Source organism: Bradyrhizobium sp. USDA 4538 (assembly GCF_024171045.1).
GTDB lineage: Bacteria > Pseudomonadota > Alphaproteobacteria > Rhizobiales > Xanthobacteraceae > Bradyrhizobium > Bradyrhizobium australafricanum.
On sequence record NZ_JALJZE010000001.1, the window covers coordinates 1,854,974 to 1,880,712 of the forward strand.

19 protein-coding genes are annotated in these 25,739 nt (G+C 57.3%); 7 read left to right on the top strand and 12 right to left on the bottom strand.

The window, feature by feature from the left end; genetic code table 11:
* Positions 1-285 precede the first annotated feature (285 nt).
* From J2R78_RS08075 to J2R78_RS08085, 3 genes are all read right to left on the bottom strand, one after another.
* Entirely contained in the window at positions 286-534 is a 249-nt protein-coding gene (locus J2R78_RS08075; RefSeq protein WP_253636000.1) for a hypothetical protein, read from the bottom strand.
* A 1,084-nt stretch (positions 535-1,618) separates the two neighbouring features.
* The gene (locus tag J2R78_RS08080) at positions 1,619-3,379 is read right to left on the bottom strand and encodes an adenylate/guanylate cyclase domain-containing protein (protein ID WP_253603763.1); all 1,761 of its coding nucleotides are present in this window, start codon (positions 3,377-3,379) and stop codon (positions 1,619-1,621) included.
* Positions 3,380-4,539: 1,160 nt separating this feature from the next.
* Positions 4,540-7,794: an AMP-binding protein gene (locus J2R78_RS08085; protein WP_253603765.1), complete on the bottom strand. Its 3,255-nt coding sequence runs from the start codon at positions 7,792-7,794 to the stop codon at positions 4,540-4,542.
* Between the two features lie 436 nt (positions 7,795-8,230).
* On the opposite strand from J2R78_RS08085, the gene J2R78_RS45300 reads away from it, so the two are divergent.
* The gene (locus tag J2R78_RS45300; protein WP_375167113.1) at positions 8,231-8,392 is read left to right on the top strand and encodes a hypothetical protein; all 162 of its coding nucleotides are present in this window, start codon (positions 8,231-8,233) and stop codon (positions 8,390-8,392) included.
* A gap of 568 nt (positions 8,393-8,960) precedes the next feature.
* Here the strand turns inward: J2R78_RS45300 and J2R78_RS08095 are convergent.
* A complete protein-coding gene (locus J2R78_RS08095; protein ID WP_253603767.1) occupies positions 8,961-9,551 on the bottom strand; it encodes a hypothetical protein in 591 nt (196 codons plus the stop codon).
* 617 nt (positions 9,552-10,168) lie between these two features.
* Positions 10,169-10,837, bottom strand: coding sequence for a dethiobiotin synthase (locus J2R78_RS08100; RefSeq protein ID WP_253603769.1), 669 nt, complete (start codon positions 10,835-10,837; stop codon positions 10,169-10,171).
* A gap of 931 nt (positions 10,838-11,768) precedes the next feature.
* Here J2R78_RS08100 and J2R78_RS08105 point away from each other — a divergent pair.
* The 4 genes from J2R78_RS08105 to J2R78_RS08120 all read left to right on the top strand — a co-directional run bounded on the left by J2R78_RS08105 (position 11,769) and on the right by J2R78_RS08120 (position 16,894).
* Positions 11,769-12,128: a Dabb family protein gene (locus J2R78_RS08105; protein WP_057019370.1), complete on the top strand. Its 360-nt coding sequence runs from the start codon at positions 11,769-11,771 to the stop codon at positions 12,126-12,128.
* Between the two features lie 109 nt (positions 12,129-12,237).
* Positions 12,238-13,632 carry an aminodeoxychorismate synthase component I gene (pabB, locus tag J2R78_RS08110; RefSeq protein WP_253603772.1) on the top strand — a complete coding sequence of 465 codons (1,395 nt, stop codon included), beginning with the start codon at positions 12,238-12,240 and terminating at the stop codon, positions 13,630-13,632.
* Positions 13,629-14,213, top strand: a complete 585-nt coding sequence (locus tag J2R78_RS08115) for an aminodeoxychorismate/anthranilate synthase component II (RefSeq protein ID WP_253603773.1) — start codon at positions 13,629-13,631, stop codon at positions 14,211-14,213. The genes pabB and J2R78_RS08115 overlap by 4 nt, the downstream gene beginning before the upstream one ends.
* 1,538 nt (positions 14,214-15,751) lie before the next feature.
* Entirely contained in the window at positions 15,752-16,894 is a 1,143-nt protein-coding gene (locus tag J2R78_RS08120; RefSeq protein WP_253603774.1) for a hypothetical protein, read from the top strand.
* Here J2R78_RS08120 and J2R78_RS08125 read toward each other — a convergent pair.
* From J2R78_RS08125 to J2R78_RS45305, 5 genes are all read right to left on the bottom strand, one after another.
* The gene (locus J2R78_RS08125) at positions 16,891-17,172 is read right to left on the bottom strand and encodes a hypothetical protein (RefSeq protein WP_253636001.1); all 282 of its coding nucleotides are present in this window, start codon (positions 17,170-17,172) and stop codon (positions 16,891-16,893) included. The two genes, J2R78_RS08120 and J2R78_RS08125, sit on opposite strands and share 4 nt — an antisense overlap.
* Before the next feature lie 691 nt (positions 17,173-17,863).
* Positions 17,864-18,187 carry a hypothetical protein gene (locus J2R78_RS08130; protein ID WP_253603778.1) on the bottom strand — a complete coding sequence of 108 codons (324 nt, stop codon included), beginning with the start codon at positions 18,185-18,187 and terminating at the stop codon, positions 17,864-17,866.
* Between the two features lie 69 nt (positions 18,188-18,256).
* Complete coding sequence (locus J2R78_RS08135) at positions 18,257-18,766, bottom strand: hypothetical protein (protein ID WP_253603783.1); 510 nt, start codon at positions 18,764-18,766, stop codon at positions 18,257-18,259.
* A 1,076-nt stretch (positions 18,767-19,842) separates the two neighbouring features.
* A complete protein-coding gene (locus tag J2R78_RS08140) occupies positions 19,843-20,124 on the bottom strand; it encodes an MFS transporter (protein WP_253603785.1) in 282 nt (93 codons plus the stop codon).
* 52 nt (positions 20,125-20,176) lie between these two features.
* Positions 20,177-20,659, bottom strand: coding sequence for a Uma2 family endonuclease (locus tag J2R78_RS45305; protein WP_375167001.1), 483 nt, complete (start codon positions 20,657-20,659; stop codon positions 20,177-20,179).
* Here J2R78_RS45305 and J2R78_RS08150 point away from each other — a divergent pair.
* Together J2R78_RS08150 and J2R78_RS08155 are read left to right on the top strand one after the other, a co-directional pair.
* Complete coding sequence (locus J2R78_RS08150; RefSeq protein ID WP_253603788.1) at positions 20,603-20,914, top strand: type II toxin-antitoxin system HigB family toxin; 312 nt, start codon at positions 20,603-20,605, stop codon at positions 20,912-20,914. The genes J2R78_RS45305 and J2R78_RS08150 overlap by 57 nt on opposite strands.
* Positions 20,914-21,288: a type II toxin-antitoxin system HigA family antitoxin gene (locus tag J2R78_RS08155; protein WP_253603789.1), complete on the top strand. Its 375-nt coding sequence runs from the start codon at positions 20,914-20,916 to the stop codon at positions 21,286-21,288. Before J2R78_RS08150 ends, J2R78_RS08155 begins: the two co-directional genes overlap by 1 nt.
* A gap of 373 nt (positions 21,289-21,661) precedes the next feature.
* On the opposite strand, the gene J2R78_RS08160 is transcribed toward J2R78_RS08155, so the two are convergent.
* Both J2R78_RS08160 and J2R78_RS08165 read right to left on the bottom strand, forming a co-directional pair.
* Positions 21,662-24,403 (bottom strand): hypothetical protein, encoded by a 2,742-nt coding sequence (locus tag J2R78_RS08160; RefSeq protein WP_253603791.1) that lies wholly within the window; start codon positions 24,401-24,403, stop codon positions 21,662-21,664.
* A gap of 187 nt (positions 24,404-24,590) precedes the next feature.
* On the bottom strand, positions 24,591-25,724 hold the full coding sequence (locus J2R78_RS08165; protein ID WP_253603793.1) for an SAVED domain-containing protein: 1,134 nt from the start codon (positions 25,722-25,724) through the stop codon (positions 24,591-24,593).
* Between the last annotated feature and the right edge of the window lie 15 nt (positions 25,725-25,739).

Genomic DNA, 25,739 nt, shown 5'->3' on the forward strand with positions numbered 1-25,739 from the left:
GGCCTCAGGAGGAGACCGCCAATCGGGCTGGTTGGTTAAAGACATTAAATTGCAATCTCGGATCGCACGTGGCTAAAAATGGCGAAAGGCTGGCGGCGATCAGTGTGTGAGGCTGTTAAAGGCGGACGGCATCAGAATCGATGGCCCATCCGAAATTTATGGCTCCATAATATCCTGTGCCTTTAATCGCGTCCGTGGACCTCCAATCGCGCATTGCCGCCACGCTGTCTTCAAGCGCGACGGCGTACTGTCTCGGCCATTGATTGCGCGATCTTCTCGACGGCTTCACTCGAGAGGTACGGAGAGCGCCGGCAACCTCCTGCCGAGCTCGCAAGCTGTTGGTCCATTGAGCGGTAGGATCGGAGTTGAGGCAGCCGCCACGACCTCGGTCCGGCTGATGAATTCGCTCAGATTGGCATTTGAGGACCACTCCAAATAACCAACGAGTGCAAAGACAAGCGCGACGACAATGAGAATGCCGAGCATCGACGCTGTAGCTGTTCCCGACCAGCTTTCGTTGCTGACTAATGACATCATGGTCTCCAAGACCGAAGCTGCTACGCCCGCCTAAGTCATCTCGCAATCATCACGTGTGAACGGCCTCACATCTCACGCGCACTTGATGACGAGACAAGTCATAGACCAAGGCTCGCGGGAGCGAAGGGCGAGGCTTTTCGGACCTGCTGCCGCTCTGGATTGAGGATCGCAGCGACAATCTTCGGCTAGCTGATCGGGCAACTCTTCCGGGCCGATCCGGTCAGCACCGGACCAGTTCTGCCGGCCTACAGGACACAGCCACCGGATGCATGGGCCGGCTAGACTCGGGAGAGGTGATCAATTTCACGAGGCGTTTGCATGCCCATCTGCAGGGATACCACGAACGCGCTATCGAATATGACTCGGCCAGTGGCACGGGCCGTGCAGTACGTTCGTTGCTGGGAATTTTAGTGTCTCGGTTCAGGAATAAAGCGCGGAGCGTATTTTCCTGACACGAGTATCGTCTTTCCCTGGGACACTGGCGCGACTTGCACGTAGCAGGCAATGAAGGAGGAATTATTGAACCACGAATTACCTCCGCAACAGTCTAGGTTCCTCGTTCGAATGGGGACCTCCGGCTGGATGGTTTACGATCGGGAGCGCAAGGGGCCGGCGCTTTTAAGGGACCACAGCTTGGCCGAAAAGCTGTCCAAGGAACGGGCAGAACAAATAAGGCGGGCACTGGCGGATGGTACGATCAAGTGTCGATGATCTCTCGAGGTAAGCCTTCGATCCAGCGAAATGAAAGTCTAAGTCTACCTGCGTTCAGCTCCGCTCTAGGGCTTCGGCTCGCAGAATATCCCTGACCGCCACGACCGCCGCGACACTGGTCGGAAGCGACGGTTGGCATCAGGCCGATCGAATGCACATCCTGGCGGTTGGCCCGCTTCTCGTTGGACAGGCCGAGAACCGCCCTCATGTGCCGCACGAAGAGCTCGATCGCCTGGTTGGTTTGGCTGATTCTGCCGCGGATTTGGCAATGGCCGGCCGGAGCTCAAATGAATTCGGTTGGAGACCTGCGAGCGACAGAGCGACCACGGCGCTAGATGGCGGCTGCTTGCCGCAACCCATTCGCCAACGACTATAATGGAAGGCCGGCCTTTCGTAGCCCGTCAACCAGGTGCTCCAAGTCTTCGGCGCGTTTGAGAATGGACACTTGCTTCTGGGTGCCGCCAATACTGTATCTTGGATTCAGGCGCAGAACCTCGCTTGCCTCTGCACGAGCATCTTCCGTTCGTCCCAGCTGAGCGTATGTCGCGGCCAGGAATGCGTGGCCATACTGGTGATTGGGAGCCCGTCCGACCGCTTCAGCCAACCAATGTTGGGCATCGTTATACTCTTTGAGGTGGTAGTGAGCTACGCCAGCCATCAACGGCGCAAAATGCGGATGGAATGGATCAAGGCGCATTTGCAACTTGGCGATGGCAATAGCTCTGGCCGGGTCCCCTACCGAGTAGAATATTTGCGCAAGGCGGTAGTCCGCGAAATTGGGGTTTAGCGCCAGCGCTCTTTCGGCGGCGGCGGTTGCTGCATCGAAGTCACGCTTGCGGATGACGTTGTAGCCCAATTCAGCGTAGGCTTCGGGCAAGCCCGGATTGTGCGCAATCGCCGTGCGTGCCAATTTGATAGCCAGGTCAAGGATAGTGGGGCTCAAATATTCATCGTTCAAGGGATTGAGCCAAGCCACCCTGTGAGTGCTGGCCAGCATTGCATAGCAACGTGCATAGTTCGGATCGAGGGCCAGCGAATCGGCGAGATGCCCTCGCGTCCGCAACAGTTCTGCCATTTGCCAGGAGGACTGGAAGGATATCCAAGCCGCAGCTGCACGCATGTAGTGATCGTAGGCCTGCCAAGTCGCGGGCGGCTTGAGCAAGGTACGTTCGGCTTCCGCCATGTTCACATGGGCGACCAGAATTGCGGCGATCGTCCGCGCGACGTCGTCCTGGATCGTAAATACATCCTGTAACTTTTGATCATACCGCTCGGCCCAGCGATGGACGCCACTTGCAGCATCAATCAATTGCGCCGTGATCCGAACCCGGTCATTGCCCCGACGAACGCTGCCCTCCAGAACGTAGCGCACGCCGAGCTCTTGACCCACCTGACGTAAATCAACCGCTTTGCCCTTGTATCGAAAGCTCGAATTGCGGGCGATTACGAACAAGTCGGAGAAGCGAGACAATTCGGTGATAATGTCTTCAGAGATTCCATCCGCGAAGTACTCTTGCTCCGGGTCGCGACTCATGTTCTCAAAAGCCAGGACAGCGACCGAGGGCTTCTCGGGAAGTGTAAGTGGTGGTCGCGGCGGAGCATTGCCGAATGACACGCGATAGACCCGCACCGGCCGGGCAATGTTCTTCAGTTGATGCTCGCCACGATCCTCGAATTCGACGTCAAGCTTATCTTGCGTATCCTCTCGTACGCGTTTCGACACGCAGATGCCGCCCGGCTCGCAGAGCGCCTCGAGCCGAGCCGCGACATTTACCCCATCCCCGAAGATGTCGCCCTCATCTATCATGATGTCGCCGGCATTGATGCCGATGCGGAACTCGATCCTTTGCTCCATTCGCACATCGGTGTTTCGGGTGATCATGCCACGCTGTATCGCGATGGCGCATCGCATCGCGCTAACCACGCTCGCGAACTCCACCAAGATTCCATCGCCGGCGCTTCTGATGAGGCGCCCGGCATGCTTTTCAATCTCGGGGTAGATGAGTGCGGACAGATGCTCGTTCAGCCGGGCGTGCGTGCCCTCCTCATCAGCACCCATTAGGCGGCTGTAGCCAGCCACATCGGCCACGAAAATAGCACTCAGTCGCCGTTCCACGCGGTCTGCGGCCATAAAAGCTCGCCCTGATCGGATCTGACCGGTCTTTAATTAGGAGTCTATTGTCGGAAGCAGGAGGTGTCTATCGGGCTCCGAACATTGCTGTCCGTCAGGCGTTACCAGACCGCGGGAGATCTGCAATATCGTAGGTATAGATTTGCCTGCTTTGATGTCGCGCCTGCAAGATTCGCAGGTGCGATGAGCACGTCCGAAATGCGGGTCAATAATCGCAAGATTTACATGATTGCAGTTTGCGGCTTCGACCTCCTTTTGCCGGCCCGGCATCCTTCGGGCAAGTTTGGCTTGCGATTGTTCTTCCCTCTTCTCGGGCTTCCACAATAGGTTTCCCACGGGCGGCGGGATGGAGGACTGTGGGACCGGCATCTTTGCGCCGCCGTCAATATCAGCGGACGAGGTCGCCTGATGTTCCGAGACTTTCTGCCAGCTGGCGAGAGGCGCGCAAACGACAAAACGTCGGATCCGAACTTGTATGCTGTCGATGCCGAGGCACGAACGATCCATGAGAGATAATCGCCGCTCGTCAATGCATAAAGCTGCTGCCAATTCATCTTGACGTTGCCGTCCCAAGGGGTCGGCATGACGTCACTAGGGCTTAATACACTGGGCTCGAAATGAGTTGCGTTTCGCGTTCACTCCTCAAGCGCTCCACCACGTTTTCCGTAACGGAAAGCCAAAGTTTTAGCGCTGCCCGACGCCCCGACCACGGAGCCCTGCATGAATGAAGCAAGCAGACCACTGCAGTTTTGTCGGGCGCTGATGGCCCCGGGCATTAACGGCGCTTTGATCCTTTCTGGACGGTCTTGAGCGCTTGGTTGACACCCTTTAGCGATTCATTGACACCCTCCAGCTGCGCTTGCAGGGCGTCCCTGCGCTTCTGCAAGTCCTTTAAGAGTGCTTTCTTCTGCGCCGCGGTCAATTTCTCGAAGTCAATGAGATCCACTGCAAATCTACACATCGCCGCCTCCAAGTGGCAGAAACTAGATTTGACAATCCCTTGTCCGATACACGGCTGAATTGTCGACAATTTCTAGTGGATAATCAAGCTGGATGATACTCGGATCGGACGAATTTTGGGTGGCCTTGCGCGTGGTAGGGCATCGGCACAAAGCGTTGCACTTTTCTTTCACCGGCTCGGTGCGACTGACCTGATCGTTTCAAGGATCAATCAATCGGCCAAGCTGCTTGTTGGGGCGCGCGGCCGCATTGGCCAAAATTGTGATGTAATCGGCAATCCAGTTCTGAATGGTGTTTGGCGCGAACAAGTCTTCTTTGCGTCCGCATATGCCGCTCATTCCCAGCGGCGTGTCCTTGATGGTCATCGACAGCCAAGCGCGGTCGATCGGCATGGCTGAGCGTTCTTCCTGATAGCCGAATGGCAGAACCGTCAGATCGGGCGCCTGGAGCGCTCGGCGGAACGCGACCTGGAGAACGAAATAGACCTGAACGAGTGATGCTGGGCACAAGCCGGTTGCTTCCGCTAATCGGCCGGCAATGATATCGAACGGGAGCTCTTGTCTGGCATGAGCGTCCAAGACGGCCTTGCGCACCCGATCAAGGGCTTCAATAAAGGTTAGATCAGCATCAAGTTGGGTGCGGATGATCGCTGTATTCGCGAATGGACCGATCACGCGTTCTGTCCTGAGTTGAGAGCGATTGGCCATCAAGGTCGCAACGCAAATGTCGTTCCGTTCGCTCCGGAGCAATAGCAGGGTCTTGAAGCCGGCAAGCAAACTCATGAACAGAGTTACGCCCCGATCACGGCTCATGGCGTTCAGCCGCGTCAGCAGATTGTTCGAAATTTGAAATGGTTCCTGGAGAACGCGCGAGCTCAATTCTCCTGCTACGCTGCCTTTCGGAGTCACAAAGGGAGGTGAGGCTTTGTCGAGGTGCCGCGTCCAGTAAGCCAGCTGCCTGTTTGCTTCCTCGGTGCTGGACCACAAACGCTGCCAGCGAACGAAGTCTGAAAATTGAAACGATGGCTCGGGCAGCTGCGCCTTTGCGCCGGCAATCGAGCTGGCATAGATCTTCAAAAGCTCTTCCATGAAGATTGCCATCGACCAGCCATCAATGATGATGTCGTGCATGACCAGAAGTAAAACGTGGTCGCAGGCGTCGAGCCGAAAGACATAGGCCCGGAATAATGGCGCATCGTTCAGGTCGATCGGTTCCAACGAGCGCTGCTCAGCTTCCAACTTCACCCTTGCCAGCACAAGTTTCTTGGCCTGTGCGTCTGCGGTGTGCGCCAAGTCTGCATAATCCTTTACGACGAGGATCGATCCGACATCGACCTCTGGCGCGACGTGAGCGAGAGGAACCTCACTTTGCCAGATAAACGCCGTGCGCAGCATGTCGTGCCGGTGCACGAGCTCACCAAGGCTCCGCTCAAGCGCAGGAATGCTGAGTTGGCCCTGCAATCGATAAGCGAACGGCAGGTTGAACTGTGGTAATCCGGGCAGTTTTCGCTCGATGCGCAGCATACGCTCCTGAACGATGGACACCGGCTGCGGGCCATCTGCATCAGCGTGCGTGATTTCCGTAAGCGGATCGTGCCTGCGCGCTACCGGGCCGCCGCCATCTTTTGATGATGCGATACGAAGTCCAAGAGCCGCAACGGTAGGCGAACTGAAGATATCCTCGATCGACAGCGTGGTGCCGAAGTGCTCTTCCACACGCAAAATCATCTGCGTCATGGCAAGTGAATCCACCCCGAGCGCGAAGACATCCTGGTCAGCGCTGATCTGATCGATGCCCAGGATGTCCTTCCAAAAGCCGGCCAGTTGACGCTCCAATTCCGAGCGGGGGGCGACTGCCTCGCCGCCGTCCTGCAACAAGCAAGTCTTTGAAAAGCGGGCCGCAAGTTCGTTGCGCTTGATCTTCCCGCCGGCACCTTGCGGGATCTGTGGCACAATCAGGATGAGGCCCGGGACCTTGAAGGCGGCAAGGCGCGATCGGGCAAAGTCCCGCAGACTGTGCGGGCTCACATTTGCGTCCTGGCGCAGCACGATAGCGGCGGCGACGTCCGCGCCTAGTCGCTCATGGGGAACAGCGAAAACAGCGGCTTCGATCACATCCGGGTGGCTCAGCAAGGCGCCCTCTACCTCGGCGGGGGCAACCTTCTGCCCGCCCTTATGGATGATCTCCTTGATGCGACCGACGATGAACAGATACCGATCGGCGTCGAGGTATCCGAGGTCGCCGGTCCGGAACCAGCTGCCCTGAAAGGCCGACGCGGTAGCGGCGGCGTCATTATCGTATCCTCTCGTTATGGTGGGGCCTCGCAGCGCGATCTCCCCACGTTTGCCGAACGGCAAGCGGCGACCTGCACTGTCCAGTATCGCAATCTCGGGGCCGGCTGGCCGGCCGACTGAACCGCGCTTGCGCCGCTGCAAGGGATTTGCGGCGATTTGGGTGGCGGCTTCCGTCATGCCATAGGTGTCGATAACGGGAACACCAAATAACGCTTCCAGTCGCTCGAGCACCTCCGATGACAAAGAGGTCGAAGCCGAACGAACGAGCCGCAAGGAGGATCGCAGCGCACCCTGCTTGTGGCAATCCGCGGCCTCCAATATAGCGCGATGGATGGCCGGTACCGCCGTGTACCAGGTCGGTTGAAACTCCGTCAGCCAGCCGAAGAACGCTCTTGCATCGAAGCCGGCAGGACAGACTACGCTGGAGCCCGCCGCAAGCGCGGCCAGAAGTCCCGAGATCAAGCCATGCCCATGAAAGAGGGGCAGCACACTCAGCAAGCGGTCGCGAGCCTCAAGCTCCAGGGCGGCGCCAACATTGCCGGCTGACAGGCAGACGCTCGCATGGGTCAGAGGAACCGTTTTGGGCCGCGACGTACTGCCGGATGTCATCAGGATGAATGCGTCGTCAGCGCTGGACGCAAACTCATCGTCAGGCAGCCCTTGCGGCGCCCGATCGGCAACACTGAACGCGCCGGCCGCCTGGTCGGGCCGCATCGATGCGTCGATCACGGGCACGCCCTGGATGCTGGCGGCGCGTCGGCAGGCCGAATTCAAGTCAGCGTGCGTCATGAGCGCCGCCAGGTGCAATTCGCCGAAATAACGCTGGTATTCATCACAGGTGAAGCCGGGATTGAGAGGTACGCAAACCGCGCCAGCTGCGACGGTGATCGCCGCTACTGCAGCCTCTGGTCCGTCCGCCAAAACCACCGCGACCCTGTCAGTTCGGCGCACGCCGACGTTTCGCAAGCCGAAAACCACGGCCTTTGCCTGCGTCCACAGCGCACCATACGTCATCGGGAGGCGTTCCGGGGCCAGAATGGCGTGGCGCTCCGGCGCATGTTGCGCATGGTCGGCCAAGAGATCTCGAATGCAGGGAAAGACGCGTCTGCCGGCGCTCTTGCGTGCGGTACTCTTCCGCAATTCCTTGATGATGTTCGACAATGCCGGCCTCCCCTGGTCAATGTCGCTCCGTGTGCCAGCCCTATTGACGTCTTTTCCAGCGCGCCGGCCCCATCGAAGACGGGAATAAGTGGTGGCGTCGTCGGCGCTCCGCGGGAGGCGCTCGACGGGGAGCCGCTCGGCTGCGCTAGAGGCAAGTTGCCCGACAGGCAGCATCTTACAAAGCACAACCACTATAGCAGTATGCTTGGCCGCCGTCCGGCTGAGCCACGGCAGTTCCGGCGTTCGCCACCAGCCAGGCCAAGGCGAAAGCTGGAATCAAATAGACAGAACGAAGCTCCGCCGCGGCGTAACACCTTTGGCTGATCAACCGCGCTATGCTAACACGCCGAACCGAGCGTTACCGAATGAAGCACGGTTTTCGCCGATCCGGTGGTCGCCACCTGCGATCTTCGAGCGGCTCTTGCACCAAAGTCACGTGCTGGCTATTCGCGGCGACAGCTACCGGCTCCGAGCCGAGCGAAACAGGTGCCTCATCAGCCGCCCGCCGCTGACGGTCCTTCGGTCGGCTCGCCTCGGGCCTTCCCGTCGGCCGCCGACGCAACATTCAAGCGACATCACGAACCGCGGGTGGGGATAGTTCGTGACGCAAAGGGGCCAGTTCCGGACCGCGTTTGAGAGGCCTTGATGAAGCCAGATCTACTCGCAGCGGCGCCTCGTCGGTATCGTTGATGCCTTCGATGTCAAGTTCCCGGAGCTAAAACTCCGGACGGCGCGCTTGCCGCGGCCACCCGTCGAGCGGCGGTTCACAATGAGTCGAATCACCGCTAGATGCGCGCTTGCGGCGCCGGACGGGACGAAGGCTCGAAAACATCACCTCGTTCAAAGATGAATGAGAATGAATAGCGGGCCTGTGCCGTGGCCGAGGGCCGGGGCCGCGGTCGGCTCAACACGGTTGCGAATGTCAGATCGCGAGCGCAGCATCGCTATACGGCGCTGCTGGGTCCAGGACGTCAGCCAGACCGCCATGGAGGCTCCGCAGTCGAGTCCTCAAGTCTGGCAGTTTTGATGCTTCGAATGTGCCAGCGGTCGGGAGAATGCGACGCCCTCTGAAACGCGGACAATTCACCGACAAGCGGTGAACTGTCCACGTAGTTCAAGCAGACGAGCCCTAGCTCACCGACTTTGCTCAGCTATCGACAACAGTTTCACACTTGCCGCCGCGTAAGCCTTACGAACCCTCCTTCCGCCAACTCGGCATTGTAGAGCTTGCCATTGAGAGAAATGGTTGTCGGGTGGTTTGGGCTAGGCATGAGTCCTTCGTCGCGCAGCTTTTCAATTAAGGCCAATGGGGCCCATTGCTCCGGGACAACAGCGCCATGGTCCCGAGCCTCAATGAAGAACGCTCCGAAATCTGGCGCTCCCGCTCGGCCGGCTCCAAGCACTTGGGCCTCCGGCGGGTTGTGAATGAGGCGAACATGGCCAGACGGGTCCAAGGCAGCTGTGTACCGGTGTCCCCGAATATCGTAGGTCATGGTCGGCTGGTCTGCATCCGGAACAAGACCCAAATGGCTCAATGTATCAGCCATTCGCTCTGGCATAGGTCGTGCTTCGGTGCGGTGCCGGAATTCCCGCGGAGCAGCGTGCGATACATCATAGACCGTCTCCTCTGGGGCCGCAGACGACGATGAGCCGGCTTCACTGAAGAATTGCCTGAGCATATCCTGATCCGCTTCATTCAATTCCTCGAGGTCTGGGGACCCATGCGCTCCGGCACCGTTGATCGGATTCATATCCATATAGTCCTCCTCCTATGAGAATATAGGCTGCATCCGCCAGTTTCTTCGCTCGGTTCATGACCAGTCCGTTCACTGGCAGCATTGTGATCGAGAGATCGCGTTCGCATGGTCGCAAGCTTTGCTTTCGAGAAGCTGACCGTCTTCGGGAAATCACAGCAGATGCGCCCGCTTTCTCCACTCTGAAGCCCGGCAGTCTGCGACTTGACGATCTCTCTAGCTTTCCCAGAATATCTGCGGGGCTACATCTTCCCAAAAGGCGGCCGCGGACATTTGCCCTTGCAGTCTTGATCCGCCGACGTACAGCGCTTCAATCCTATGCCCGCTAGAATGCACAACGACAATCACCGTGACGCCGCCGAGTACAACCTGAAACGATGCCGTTACCAGGGCAGCAACCACGAACCGGTGTGACTATCGAGGACCACCAACTTCAACAAACTCAGTTGCTGGGTTTGCAAAGAATACAGCAAGACACGATCTCGGCTTGCCGCTCCTCTCGACGATTATGCGAAGGCAACCGGACCTTTCCTGCCTGCTGGGGGCCAAGCCTCGCGTTCAGGCGAACCGCTCGTTTGGGAGCTGGCTGCGAGAAGGCGCCTTACCATGCGCACCGCGTGTCATGACTTGAAATCATCCCGCCAGAAGGATGCTTTGAACGCAGCTTGCAGCGTATCTGCCGCCAGAGGCGCAATCCAGGGCAGCCGCCCTAGCCACCGCACCCGTCCAATCTCGCAAATGGCTCTCACCGCATCCGAATTCTTTTCGCCAACGAAAGCGATTCCAAGAATGTCGATCTGGCGCTTGCGGAGCGCCTCTATAGAGAGCAGCGAACAATTGATGCTGCCAACGGTTGTGCTCGCGCAGAACACGACTGGAAGCCGCCATTTCTCCAAGACGTCAATGTAAAGCGAGCCGCAATTGAGCGGCTCCATTAGCCCGCCGATCCCCTCGATCACGAGCGGCTGCCCTTCAGTGTCGGGCACGTCCAACGAATCCGCGTTGATGCGAACCTCGTCAACGTCCGCGGAACAGTGGGGCCAACCGGCCGTTTGCAGTCGGTACCGCTCAGGCACGATGCGATCTGGCGAAAGACTTGCAAGCCGAGCGACGCGCTCAGTGTCCGTTTCTCCTTCGAGGCCGGCTTGTATCGGCTTCCAAAACTTCGCGCCAAGTAGATTGACGAGCCCTGCGCAGAACACAGTCTTTCCAACGCCGGCGCCGGTACCCGTGACCACTATCCGCTGCTGGCTCGTCGAGCTTGACCTCTTGTCCAGCGTTGTACGCACCTCATTCTCCATTTTACAGCGACCAAAGCGGACGCCGGTCGACAGGACCGCTTACTCTTCGTAATACGTTGAACGCATGGTGCCCTCACCTCCCGGTTCGAGCAAACGGCTGCTAGCGACCCTGCTGCGTGCATCGCTCCCTCAAGGCTAACGGCAGCAAGTTATGCAAGCGCCGCGATAGGTGTCCGCTGCACCCGCTCTGAAAGACTTCTGGATACCGACTGTTAGGTTGAACCATAGACGGCTGTGGCGCGCGCCATTGCGCCCTCCCAGAGTTGCGTTTGATGCGTTGTCGCAGGTTAAGATTGTTATCGGCGCGCAAATACTGTCCAGATCGGACGGAGGCATTCACGCGCCGTCGGATGTATCCTAATAGACGCAGAACGGTACGCTTCGAGCGAAGCTGTACGATTGATGACTGGCTTCACGTGGTGTGGTCGATCGAATGAGCGCGGATTCGTTCGGCCAGGAAACAGCGATCGAGGCATATGAGCTGCAACGAGGGTGATTTTGCGTTCTAGACGTTGTGCGAGCTTCCGCCGAAGCGCGAGCAGGCTCGGCCGATGTCGCATAATCGACCAGGATGATCCTGCCAAACAAGACGTCGACGCCTCGCTGGCGGCTTCGTATGCACCGAGGCCTCTTTTTGAACGGCACCGGTCCCGGCAATGTCCGACTTTGAGGGCCTGCACCGCCTTTACAAGGGCTTAGAGCGCGCACGTCGATCACGCCTCACCTACGTAAGCCGTATCCAGAGCATTGCGCACGGCAATTGTCAGATTCCGCTGACATATATCAGGAAGGTCTGCTGCACAGTCGCGGCATCGTACAGCGTCAAAGACCGCTCCGGCTGTCGATGCGTTCGGCATTGCCTTGAGCTAGATCCCGATATAACAAGTGGTCAAGTTGCGGCGTCACGTTTACGGCCACCATGATCCGTCATATCGTCTTCTTCACAGCCAAAAAAAAAGCCGATATCGACCAAGTCGTCGAAGGTCTATCGGTTCTCACCTCAATCCCATATGCACGCCGGCTCGAGATTGCCCGCAACCGCAAGAGCGACCAGCTCGGCAATGATATTGATGTCGTTGTGTATGGTGAATTCGACAGCGAGACGGATCTCGCTGCGTACAAGACGCACGACTTGTATCGAGAAGCGATCCGATGCGTACGGCCGCTCCGGGAGTTGCGCTTTGCCGCTGACTATGAGCTGTCGAAAGACGTGCATTTCGCTGGAACAGCAGGGCTAACGCAAGTCGCTCGGCGTAGTGGACCAGCCGGCCGTGAGTAGCTTGATGATCAGCCGCATGTCTTGTACGTGCGGCACGGAAATACCCCTCCTTCGGAGGGCATCAAGCGGCGCAGGCCTCACAACCTGCCGGTTGTCGTAGCAGACAGCCATGCACGTCCGCGAGTTGCAGTGGATTGAGCCCGTCAAGGCGCTGCGATGTCTTGCGCAGCGGCCACAGCTTACCTTTCTCGACAGCGCCGCAAAGCATGAGCTGCTCGGCCGTTACTCATATCTGGCCTGCGAGCCGTTCAGCACCTACTTAGTCGCTGATGGACAGGCAAGTTGGAACGGCGAGGCAATTATAGGGGACCCATGGGAGGTTCTCCGCGACCTCCTTGCCAGATACAAAGAAGCGTATCGCCCCGATCTCCCCCCATTCCAGGGCGGCGCAGCCGGCTTCATTGCCTACGATCTAAACCGAACACTGGAGCGGCTGCCGGCACCGTCAATTGCGGGTCTACGGTTGCCGCAATCAATATTGCACTTTTACGACGTGGTGGTCAGCTTCGATCACCGGGACCAGAAGTGCTGGATCGTCTCGACCGGCTGGCCGGAGCAGGACCCCACTCGACGAGCCGAGCACGCGCGTCGTCGCGCCGACGAGTTTGCAGCACTGCTTGCCAGGCCAAAGCCGCCGCGGATCATAATACCCAGCACCGCAGGGCGATGGCATTCGAATTTTAGCCGTGACGATTTCATAGCGGCCGTTCAGCGCGTCGTCGATTTGATCCTGGCGGGAGATATATTCCAAGCGAACATCGCGCAACGCTTCAGTGCCGAAGTGTCGCCCTTGTTCGATCCGCTCACCTTTTATTGCCAGCTTCGGTCTTTGAACCCGGCCCCGTTTGCAGCTCTCCTGCACTATGACACGCTGACGATTGCGTCGAGCTCTCCTGAGCGATTTCTGAGACTTGACGGACGGCAGGTCGAAACACGACCGATCAAGGGCACAATCGCGCGCTCCGCTGATTCCGCCGAAGATCTGCACCGTGCCGAGCTCCTTCTCGCGTCCGAGAAGGATCGCGCCGAGAACATTATGATCGTCGACCTGTTGCGCAACGATCTGTCACGCGTTTGCACAGACGATTCGGTCGAAGTTTCAGCACTGTGTAACCTCGAAACCTATGCCTCAGTGCACCATCTTGTCTCGGTGGTGAGAGGCGCGCTTGCTGCAGAGCAAGACGCTGTCAGTCTACTTCGCGCCTGCTTTCCCGGCGGCTCCGTCACTGGCGCTCCAAAGGTGCGAGCAATGGAGATCATTGCGGACATCGAGAAAGTGGCGCGAGAGGTCTATTACGGGGCGATCGGCTTCATCGGATTCAATGGACACATGGACACGAACATTGCGATCCGCACCGTCGTGATCGAAGATGACCTGGCTACATTTCATGCAGGCGGTGGAATAACGGCGATGTCGAATCCGGAAGCCGAATATGAGGAGACACTTGCCAAGGCAAAACGATTGTTCGAGGCCTTTGATGCCGATCCATACGGTGCATTTTGATTGTCATCATCGACAACTACGATTCCTTCGTATTCAACATTGCGCGCTATTTCCGCAAGCTTGGGGCACAGACGCAAGTGGTCCGAAGTGATGCGATCAGCGTCACTGAACTCGCTGCGCTCCAGCCGCGCGCAATCGTCATATCTCCCGGTCCCTGCACTCCCATGGATGCCGGTATATCCACCGCGGTTGTCCGCGAACTTTCGGGTTGTGTCCCAATCCTTGGCATCTGTCTCGGCCACCAGTGTATTGGGAGCGTTTTCGGGGGACGCGTCGTGCGCGCACATCGTCCCATGCACGGCCAAGCCTCACCCATAACGCACAGCGGTCGTGGGTTGTTCGAGGAACTCCCATCTCCACTTTGTGTTGGGCGGTACCATTCTCTAGCGGTCGAACTCGATCTGTCAGAACCACAGGATCTCATGGTGACAGCCCGCTCAGATGAAGGTGAGATTATGGCTTTGTCACATCGGCATCACCCAACCTATGGCGTGCAATTCCACCCGGAGTCAGTACTTACTCAACAGGGGAACGTGTTGCTTAGGAATTTCTTGCGACTGGCGGCCAGTTTCCGACCGTGAGACCTGGGATTTCGTCGATGGCGAACCGCGCATTTCGCTTGGCAGAGTCGCACAAGATGCAACGTGAAAGCGGAAATAGCTCAGTTGGTACGATACGTACGTAACTTTCTCTTTTGGTGCCGCCTCAATTGAATTACTCGGAGCCGCGTCGGGCTAGTCGCAGCACCTCCATTCGGTAAATCAGGATCATCTTCTAGCTTCTTAGCGAAAACGTTTATTCGAGATCCGCCAAGAGATTGGCGGAGCCTAGGCGGTACTTTCGGTACCGCTGCCCTAACGGGCGTTTCCTCCCTTGACTTGGCCGCCGGTCCTGTGGGATCGGCGGTTCTCTTCGCTATCGATCAACGCTCTCATGATTGAGATCATAGATCAATCTGCGGCTCCGCGATGGGGACAAATGTCATCGGGGTCGAAAAGTATTCACGCAACATAGAAGCATAGAAGCGTGCATACCGGGCGAGTAGCGCTACACTTTTGAGGTCAATGCCAAGGCGATCGTGCAAGACCCGAACGACGTTACAACCTCTTGCGGTCTATCGGATCAAAGATCGCATTAATCGTGAACTGAAACGCAGCACGGAACATGAGAGTTGAGATAGGGGTGGTCTCCTCTCCTATCTGCCATTGACGAGATGCGGCGCAGATTAGCGCGCAGGGTACCGTGGGTTCGAAAGCTCCCTTCCGCCAGTTGCACATCTTGCACCCTCCCCCACGTCTTCCCATCATTAAAAATAGCTGCAAGCGAAGTGACGTGTCTCCTTGCGATCCCTTAGAGTGTCCGCCGAAATACGAGTCACGTCTACGTTTTTGATGTGGAGGGCTGCGTGGGCTTTGGAGGACACTTTTCAGTGGCCAAAGAGGCGGTGCTGAGTCCGATTTGGCTGACCAAGCGAGAAACAGCGGCACGCGTCCGTGGGCGAATCGAGCAGGACTTCCTGCCGCGCGGGAGCGAATTGAGTGCGCTCATTCGCGCGGTCGATTGGTCCACGACCAATTTGGGACCCATTGATAATGGCGCACATCTCAAGAGTACGGTCAGCCTTATTGCTGGGGCAAAGAAGCTTCGTCCCAGGGCAGCAATTAGGCCGTGCTCGCAATCATCAAGCACTTGCTTCCCGCTCAGAAACGAAACAAGCACGTCAAACATCACCCTCCCAACCCTAGGAGGAAATGCCGCAGTTTTTGAAGTCGCGGGCAGAGGACGCGTCCGACTCGGAACGCATGTTGCGATGGATAATCTTGACGGCATACCCGGTCCGGCCGGTCGCACCTCCTCACCCACCGCGGTGCGAATAGTCCGGGTAATCACTGGCGGGAGCTTATCGGTGCCGCCGAGAAGATTACGGACACGCACACCCAAGCTGCAGCGCCTTTCGGTCTGCCCGCCGGTTGCCACTCTGTCTTTATTCGGGAAGCTGTATCACACCTGTTGCGTGCAGTATGATTCAGATGACTCGTTTCCGCAACAACGAGCCAGCCAATGCCCGATTACCTGTTTTCGTCCGAGCGCCTAAGCAACCTTATAGACCAGCGAGGACGTGACGCTTCCAATCAAGTCAACAGCTTTGACCCCGAGGATATTCTACAGAAGCCTGGCAGCCATCATCGTCGCACATTTCTCTATCAATCTCCCCATTCTCCGGAGAGACCAAGAAGTCCTGAGCGAGCCGCGCGAAACAATGCAGGTCGCCAAGGACTACGGACGCACCATCAACGTACCTGGAATGGAAATCTCACTGACCATTCCGTTCGAGGGAGAGGGTCGGTACTTCAACTATCAACCTGACGCGTTCACGTCGCCGGCTCCCATTGGACAGGTAACATCCGGAAACAAGCTTATTCTTATCGTAAAAGGCAGGGAGCTGGTCGCCCAGCAGGTGCGCGACGCATTCGAAAATAATCTCGCCGAAATCGAAAAATATCTCGGGTGGCAGAGAAAGAGCGTTGAGCCGTTCAACGCGAGACTGAGGCAGAACGCGCTGGAAGCAATTGCAGCGCGGAAGAAGAAGCTCCTTCACGCGCGCAACATGGCCGCTTCGATTGGCCTGAACATGAAGCCGGTACTGCCCTATCCGTCGAGCCATAAGGCGCCGCAGATCCAACGCAAGCCAGCGCCCCCATCACTATCGTCGGCAAAGCGACAGGCATTCGTTTCAGAGCCGGAATTGGTCGAAGGTGATTACCAGCATATCCTCGGTATCATCGAGGCCATGGCAAAGGTGATGGAGCGCAGCCCAGAATCATTTGTCCATCTCGATGAAGAAAACATGCGGCAGCACTTCTTGATCCCCTTGAATGGCCATTATGAAGGCATAGGGACCGCTGAGGCATTTAATAGCGAGGGAAAGACCGACATTCTAATCCGCATCGAGGATCGGAACGTCTTCATCGCGGAATGTAAGTTTTGGGGCGGTCAAAAGGCGGCCCAGGAAGCTATAGACCAGTTGCTGGGATATTTGACGTGGAGAGATACGAAGTCTTGCTTGATTATGTTTAGCAGGCTCAAAGATTATTCCTACGTGCTGGGCGAGCTTTGGAAGAGCGTCGAAATACATCCAAATTTCAAAAGAGAAGAGCGCAAAGAGGGCGAAACGCGTCGTCGTTACGTGTTCCGAAGCAAGAATGATCCGGACCGCGAACTGATACTGACGGTGCTAGCTTTTAACATCCCCAAGATTTAGCCCCCGAAAATCGGCACGCCATATTTCACAAGCAGCCCACCAGCCACGGTCCCAGCAGAAAGCAGCCCGCCCCACAGAAGGGGTCGACGACCTGCAGCCGCATTGATGACGGACAGTAGGAGCAGACCACCCCAGAACTTGCCGTAGTTCTTACAAAAATCACCGTTCTGCTTGGCGATCTCAACCAAATCAGACGGCTTCTCGCTTTCGACCTTGGCGCTCTTCTTAGATTCAGGACGAGCACCACCCTCCACCCTTTCGGGTAGCTTTTTGCTCATATTCATTCCCCTCCCGAGGGAGCCTACCGAAGCTCTACTGCGAGATGGTTGCGCCTAAATATACTCTCAGCGCAATCCTGTTCCTCGTACGTTCCGAATCCCTAGATTCGAACCCCTTAAGGTTTTGAATCAGCAGCACCCGAACACGTGCAATATACCCCGAAAAGTGAGCACTTAGACATGAACGACAAGGGGCGGAACGCGAGTACCGCCCCTGTCCTATACCGTTGGATTCGCTCTCATAAGTCGCTGGCTTCAGCACCGGGTATTAATTTGCGGTGAAGGCGGCGCGCCCCTGATTTCGAAGATAGCCCGGCACGTCGCTGCTAGGATGGCGATGGTGCAGCCACGGCTCTGATGATTGGGCATTCGTCTGTGGGGTTCATTTCCATACTTTCTCTTACGTTTTGGTCAGGCGGCGCTTCGCAAGACATCTTCCTGGGCAAACACGAAGTTCTTCGTCCCTCGCCTCCAGCCCACAACGCGCCAATTATCCAATGCCTTGAGTTGCCTGCAAGAGACCAAGACAGTCCCATCAGCTTCATCGCGTCGGGATAAGTCAGCCCATCGGATGTAAATCGCATCAACGACTCGGAACGCCGCCCAACCTTTAAAATTCTCAGGGCAGCATTTGCGAAGGCAACCTCCGCCTCCGTCAGCGGGCGAATAGGCCCGCTCATGATGATCTGCGTCATCCCTTGCCGGTGCGCTCGAACATGCGCTCATCTTCCGCACGGTCGATTGGCTGCTCAGGAAGGTGCCGACCTTGCTGTAGCCGCCGCGCTTCCATCTCATCGAAGGTGAAGCCGAGCTTGTTCTTGCGACGCCGGAAGATGCGGTAGAGTGAGCCGCGCTTCACGTTCGCCATCTTGCCGACGAAGTATTTTTGGGGGGTGACGGTCTTAGTCCGCACCATTAGCACTGGCTGGCGAAGCTGTGGGGCACTCCAGTCATCCAAGCCCGCGAGCTTGCTACCGTTATGCCGCAGGCGCGACGCTGCATGGAATGAAGCCACTCTTGTTGTCGCAATGGCCGAAGTGCGCCAGGCCGAAGCCAAGGTCGAGATGCTGAAGGCCGACGCCGTTTAGTAACCCGATGGATTGGGCGCAGGAAGGTCCCTGTATTGGCTATATGAGATCAGGAACTCTCGCCAAAAGAACACGACCTTCTCAGCCACGCTCCGGAAGTCGGTCCACTCAGGACCCGTTGCCTGTATCGTTATGATCAGCAGCGACGTTGCCTCGAAATATCCCGATTCAACATAGTCGGGTTCAACGTAATCATTGCCGACCGCAGTCAGCCCAAAGTTCTCTGGCTTGAAGTGCTTACTGCCGTTGGCGATGCTGCGCATATCCGCCAGGAGTGGATTGTGCCTGCACACCCACTCTTTCAGCTGTTCTTTTGGCATGAAACCCAGCTTGGCTTGTAAGGCCTTATCTGCCGCCAGCCATTCCTTCCAGACCCATTCCGACAGATGGTATGCGGTCAGGGCAAAATTGATCGCGACACGCGCCGAGACGGGATCTTTCAAAAAGTCCTCATACTCAGCGACGAGCTTGAGATAGAAATCCCGGCAGTTTGTGATGTCGAACATGTGCCACCCGCTTGCGCGTGGCTATCTTTTAAACAAATCCGTATCCAGTGCAAATGCACCAGCCCAACTGGCGTCAGCTTCGTCTTCGCCGAGGTCCGGCCCCACCTCGCCTTCGCAGCCGCCTGCATCTCCGGCTTCTTGGCTTTGCCTGCCCGTCTTCGACAGCGTCACCGTCGAGCACTGCGGAAGTTCGCCGCCGAGTGCAAAGCCGAGCTGGCCGGGTTGATGCCGAAGGCGGCTTAACCCGGCCCCACACCACAACGGCAGCAACGATACCGACGATGACGAGCGCACCGATGATGGCCCAAAACCCCTCCGCGCTGACGCTCACTCCCCACAAGCTCACTACTAACTTATTCATAGGCACATCTTTCCCGTGGCGAGAAACGACATCTCGCAGCGATTGACAACGGTGCCTGGTGAGAGCGACAGCGCTCAGCGTTGTGGAGGAGAGTCGCAGACTCCTTCAACCGAGCAAAGCGGCCTTAAAACAAGGGGTTTTGCGAGATGGAAGAGGGGGCGCGGCAGCGCGTCGACTGACCCCTCCCCCCACGGCTTTCACGCATGCAACGCACCCGGCTTCGACGGCTTGCTGAAGAACTTTGCCGGACGTCGCATCCGGAAGCCGTATGCGGTCCGGCCTGTCCCATCGCCATAGGGTCCTTGCTCCACGAACTTTTGCAGACGGTTCACTGTTGCTCCACATCGGCTTCTGACAGTGCGAGATCTGAGCGGACCTAGGAGCTGAAGATAGTGAACCGCGATGTGACGGCAGCGCGGCGCTAGGGAAGTGTCCGGCGCTCTGAAGCGAAGCGCCGTCTGGGAAGGCCGGCTGAACCTGCAATCGATGCGGCTCGGAATCTCATTTTCCACGCCGATTTCTTCCTGACGGACTACAGGTCAATCGTGCGGGGCCCCCTTTCAAGAACGAAGCTCACAGGCACAAGTTGATGCTGCGAGGCTCGAGGTGTCGATGAGATTTGCTGTCCCGCTTGCCGCACTTCCGCACCGGCCCACCGAGATTTCGGCCGGGACCTTCCTCGCCGTGATCTGCACCGCGCTCCTTATCCTTTGCGTCACGACCCGAACGCAACTGCTGCTCCAGCCAACGCAGCATAGCTTGCGAGCGCGATGCGCAACGAGCCCAGGGCATCGGCGAGCCTTCCTACACACGGGCCTGAAACAAGGCGCACCAACATTGCAGCAGCCAGGATTGAGCCGATCTGCTGAGGCGTCAACGTTCTCGTCTCGAGAAATTTTGGCCAGAATGGCGATGCTACCCGAATGCAGCATAGAGCGCGGCGTAAAGAGCAAGGTCGGAAGCGGAATGGCGACGTCAAATTCCTCGAACTTCTCATCGGTCCACTTTCCGTCTTCTAGACGCCGGTGAAACGCAATTTCGGATTCGATCTAAATAACCGGGTCGACGCTCTTCAAGCCTTGGTATTCGCGCAGCTTATCCTGGTAATCGAAGACGGCGGTGCCCGGCGAGGAGACCTCGACGATCAAGTTCGGCTTGAAGGCCGTCATTGCGGACGCATTGAGCGGGCCACAATCCACCATGACGTCGGGATATCGGATCGTGTCCGGACCGGTCAGAACGGCCGTGTCGCTCGACGTTGAGCGACACCCTTTCTTCTTCCCGGCCGGAACGAAGGCGGACTGGACGTTGCTGCAGATGCGCGGCGGGCTTTGGCTTCGCCGCGAAAGTACGAACTGAACGAACCGTGAATTAGCCCGAGTGCAAGACGATCTTGTTATTGGCGAGCGACATGATCTTCCCAAAAATGGAAATACCATCTTCCATTTTTGGAAAATCCACGGTAGTATCCTTTCATGCTGGTGATCGGCACGGACATTGTTGAGCGCTATTTTGCCGAGCGCTCTGGTCATCAGGGCATCGATGCGGCGCGCGCTCAATACAGGGCATGGCTGGCGATTGCGGAGGCTTCGGACTGGCGGACGCCGCAACAGGTGAAGCGATCGCATCCCAAGGCGAGCATCCTGAAAGGCGGACGTGTGGTGTTCAACGTCAAGGCCAATGACTACCGCCTGATCGCCATGGTTCAATATCGTGATGGCGTGTTGATGATCCGCTTTTTCGGCAGTCATGAAGACTATGACAAGGTGGACGCGGAGACGGTGTGATGAAGGCGACATTGATAATTATCCAGAACCAGGCCGATCATGAGGCGGCCAAGGCGCTTGTCGGCAAGCTGATGCAATCTAACGAGACTGCCGATCGAGCGCGCATGGTAGCTCAGGCTCGCCTTATCGAGGCGTATGAACGCGCGCGCTGGCCGCGCAAAGCGCCGCCGTTGCCCGATTTGCTGACCTATCTTGTGGAACAACATGGTTTGACGCGCGCTGATCTTGTGCCGCTTCTGGGCACTGCGAGTCGCGTCAGTGAGGTTATGTCCGGCAAGCGCGAATTGAGCATGACGATGGTGAAGCGTCTGCGCGAACGCTTCAATATTCCGGCGGATTTGCTGATTTCCGCGAGCGGAAGTGTTGCGGCTTAGGTCAATCGGGACCATGACTTTCGATAGGGAACGTACTTTGCTCGGCAGCCGTCAACATTCCCATCGACGCGAGAAATTCAGCGCATGCGATTCCAACGACTTGCAGGGGGATTGGGGGGACGCAATTCGATCGGCGCCGCAACGCGACGTCGGCGACGAAAGATGGCTCTCCGGCAAGGACTCGGCCGACTTCCTGTGCTGCTGAGGGGTTGAAGTTGACGCCCCGCATCATCGAAGTCCCCGTCGCAGGCCCTTTGCAAGTCATGGGTGGTGGCAAAGAACAGCGGAAGGCGAATGGCGACCGGAGCCCGAGCATTTCGCTCGGGTAGCTGACCAGTCGAGAATTCAACGATAGTTACGGATAGTCGAACTTTTACTCCACGATTCGGTTTCGCAGCTTAACGCCAGAAATAGCCACCGATCTTGAATCGTTCTGAAGCAAACTTGCCGTTGCGGAAAACAGCTCGCCAAGATGCCCTTCAGCGGTTAAGACCACTTCCGCCTTTTCCTGAATCGCTCTGAACGCAATTTCTTTGCCACCCTGCCGAGCGATATCGTAGACAAAAAAGTCCGGCTCTTCGTGGTGCGATCGCGCCTGATCGATACCGCGCACGACGAGAGGAAACAAGCTCAAGCCTGCACCATTCGCAACGTCGAGCACAAAGACAAACTCCTGCGGAAAATCCTCCATACCTTCGTATTCGTAAACGTCGATGAAGGGCGGGGAGCTACCTCTCGCGTTGCGAAAAATGCCTTGGAAGGTCTTCGTGCTGAACGGTTTCCGCCTTGCGTCCTCGAAGTAGCCGAACAGCTTCCCGTTGAAACATTTTGCCAAGACATTTCCAACTCTCTCGAGGGTTCTTGAATAGTCTAACCCGTCGGCTCGCTTGCCATGCTTGGTTTGAGCGAGCTGCGAGACAGCGTGATTTAGCTCGGTGAGATGAGGTTCCTGAGTAAGGGCGAGCAGCTCTTTGGCAAAAATCCACTTGGGGCCAGTCATTGACGCGCAGCGCTTGAACATGTCCCAAAGTGGCCCGGCCGATCGCTGCCGGAGCGCCTTGAACAGCGTTCCTTGCGGCCCGCCATGAGTGCAATGCTCAGCATAAGCGACGTATGCCGCCAGTCCCAGTGCGGCCTCGAGGGCTTCCCTGCCCCAACGGTCCATTTGATCGGGCGTCGTTTCAGAGAGAAACCTGCGAAGGGGATAGGCAGTCGGATAGGGCAGAACGTCGATGAGGTCGTTCAACGTCATCCAGGTTCGGTCCATCGCCCGATCGGCGTAGACCCGAATGTCGCCGGCGTTGACGTAGCAAAGTGACGAAGTGCTGGTGCCGAAATCGAAGCCCAGGTAAGTCTCTCCGCCCGCTTCCTGGGCGGCGTAGGTCATATCGACATAAAAGGGCCTCCCCTTTACGACCGATTGTTGTCCCTGTGAACCGCGACCATAGATGAATGACGGCTCTGCCGTACCGTCTTCCCGAACCAAAAGTTCAATTCCGATGCCGCTGCCAAAGACCGCACCTTTCGGCGTCGCGATCCGGGTATCTAGATTGTGCCTAGCGCCCGCTTCTTCGGGATCGAACGAGGACCGCATGAAGAAGTATTCGAGAGACTGGCTTGGCGCCTTGCTCAATCGGACCTTCCAGCGCAGAGGTCTATTGATCAGGCTACGCAAGCTCGTTGAGGAGGGAAGAAGGACGCCCAGGTCGGTATCGATGCCCTCGAGTTCCGGACTGTCAGGCGAGAACTTCTTGACTTCGAGGCCGTGATTGTTCGGGTTCAAGCCGAGACACAGACGGTTATAGGTGATCGCGCGAAAGTCACCTTGGCCCTGAGTGTAATACCGGCGCGCGCACTCGACCGCCAATCCCTTGGAAACGATCTCCTGGAAGTTTTCACTCAGCTCCAATATCTCAGCTTGATCGAGTTGCGAGGAAAGATCCCGCTCGATCAGCGGTTTGAGCCAGCCAATGTTGGATGATCCGCCGGACAGCAATACGACGGTAATCGGCCGACCACCTAGCTCCTGCTCTGCTCGTTTGAGCACAGACTGGATCTCTGGAAGAAGCTTTTGCTTCCAGATCCTTTCCGAAAAGATCGACCTAAACTCGGTCGGCTCGAAGCGGATGGGAATCCAGGTCGACGATTCCTGCAACGGCTTCTGCGGAATGTCGACGACGCAAGCTGGAGACGACGTAAGGTTCGCGTCCAGTTTCCATGATGTGATTCCAGATGAAACGGTTAGTTTTGCCTGCTCCACAGACCGCAAGACGCGTCGGTAATTTCGCACAAAAGCTGCCTGGTCAGAGCGGACTCCAGCCAAGGTTTCGTCATCGGCATTCTTTAGCTGAGGAAAAACCTCCAAAGCTCGATTGACTGCACTTTTATCGATGGAGCGATCCATTCCGCGGAACAGCAGCTCTCGCGCGATGGCGTGATTTATCACGAATCCACCGACAGGCAGGGAGCGCGCGGCCAAGGGTTTCGAATTTCGACCACTTTGACTGATATCGCCCGCGATCGTCGTTTCGATGATGGAGGCATCGAATGTTCCTCCCCCGAAATCGAACACAAGAGCAATCTGTCTTGCGCGTTGCGCAACGAGAGGATGCTTCACGCCATAGCGATAATACTGAAAGACGGCGAACGGCTCCGGCATGAAATCGATCTCGGCGAACTTGCCGCCGAGAATGCGCCGAATGCTGCCACGGTAGTTTTTTAGCCAATCCTCGTGGTCAAGCCGGTCTGATGTTCCGATCAGGGAGAGCGGTTCGGCCACGAGGATTCGGGAAGGTGCTTCGTACCCTTGCAAGCGGATCGTATCCATCGCTTGCGCGACGACCGCATCCATGAAGTCTTTGGCAATTCCAAGGGTCGAGCGCCCCTGACCCGAAGACGAACCGCTGCGTGATTGTGCCAGTTTGATCGGATCATCGTTGCCGATCTGAACCTTGAAATCTTCGCGCAGCTCACTTACCTGATCGCTGTTCTCCAGCGCATCGAAACCGACCCACGTTTTCTTCTCTTTATAGAGAACGACAGTGGGTATCAGAGATTGTCCTTGGACCCGCACCTGTCGAACGCTGTTGATGAATAGTTCTTTGGATTGCGACATACTGAATGAGTTTGTGAGGCGGGAGGAATCGACCGGACGTAGCGAAGATCAACCCTACGTAGTGGGGATTGGAATCATCAATAAGTAGAAGGCGGCAATGACCGCGCGTAAAGCAGCCAATTTTGTGCGCCGCAAACGCCCCCGAGCGAGCAATATCGCTAAACACGGAGCGGCAGTCCGCTTAGCGCTACTCGCCAATTTTAAGGGTCGGGATGAACCCGCCGACGGAACGGTTTTGGTCATAGATATGCAGCGGCAAATCGGCCTTCGGCATCAGCACCCTTCCAACCTCAACCGCCGCCGACGTTGGGAGCGCCGGAAAAACGTTGATCGTGGCGCGTTCGCCGTGAACCGCCTTGATCCGATCGAACAGACGCCGAAGATGACGCTTGAACTCCCCGAGATCCTCGGGGCGCCGCATAATGTCGTTATGCGGGTTTTCCGCCGTCAAGGACCAGATAGCAGCATCATCACCGAGCACGGCGCGAATTCGATCATCTGTCATCGTGGCGCTTAGCGCCAGCTTGAGCGCCACTCTTGCGGCTGCCGGCCCCGAGTATTCCTCCACGCGGAAGCTTATCGCCGGTTGGTTGGGCTGCCAGCGCCAGGTCGCGGGCTCGCGATAGCGCTGGTGGACTGTGACGGGGACGATGTCTCCCAATAGATGCCCTAACTGGATGAGCAGCGGCTGCGGCGCCAAGGCAAAGACACTGAGCTGCTTGATCTCTCTCTGCTCAATGCGCTCCTTCACCTTACGAGCAAAGACGCGGCGGAGATTATCCTGCTGGACAGTCCAGTAGCTCGCTTCGTGATCAGCATACTCACACCCGGCCAACTCGATATCGATCGTTCGTCCTTCGGCGGGGTGCCTGTCGGGTGGCATGGCCATGAAGATCGAGCGGGTCGAAACGAGCGCGTCCCGCTGGCCGATATCGGCGGCAAACCGGAGTACGTGCGCGGCGCGCTCCGGCGCCATTCCGGTGACAATCGCAATTCGATCCTCGTGCTCCGCCTTCATCTCGAGAAGGATGGCCTCCGGATGATCCGCGAGATAATCGACATCCACGCCCTTGTGATGCTTCGCACAGAGCAGCATTAGGTTGTTCAGATCCTTTGCGAGCGCGGACGAGCGGACTAGGTCCCCGCGTGGTCCGTCGGCGCTATCGGCAACGATGTGAGCTATAAAGCCGAACTTCCCATCCTCGCGACCAACCATCAGGTCGCCGATCAGTTCCTCATTGCATCCCCGGTACTCGCACCGGCCTCCGGCCTTGGCCCAGAGAGCGGTCTGAATTTTGTGGGGGATTTGCGTTTTTGCCATGATGAAGTTCCGGTC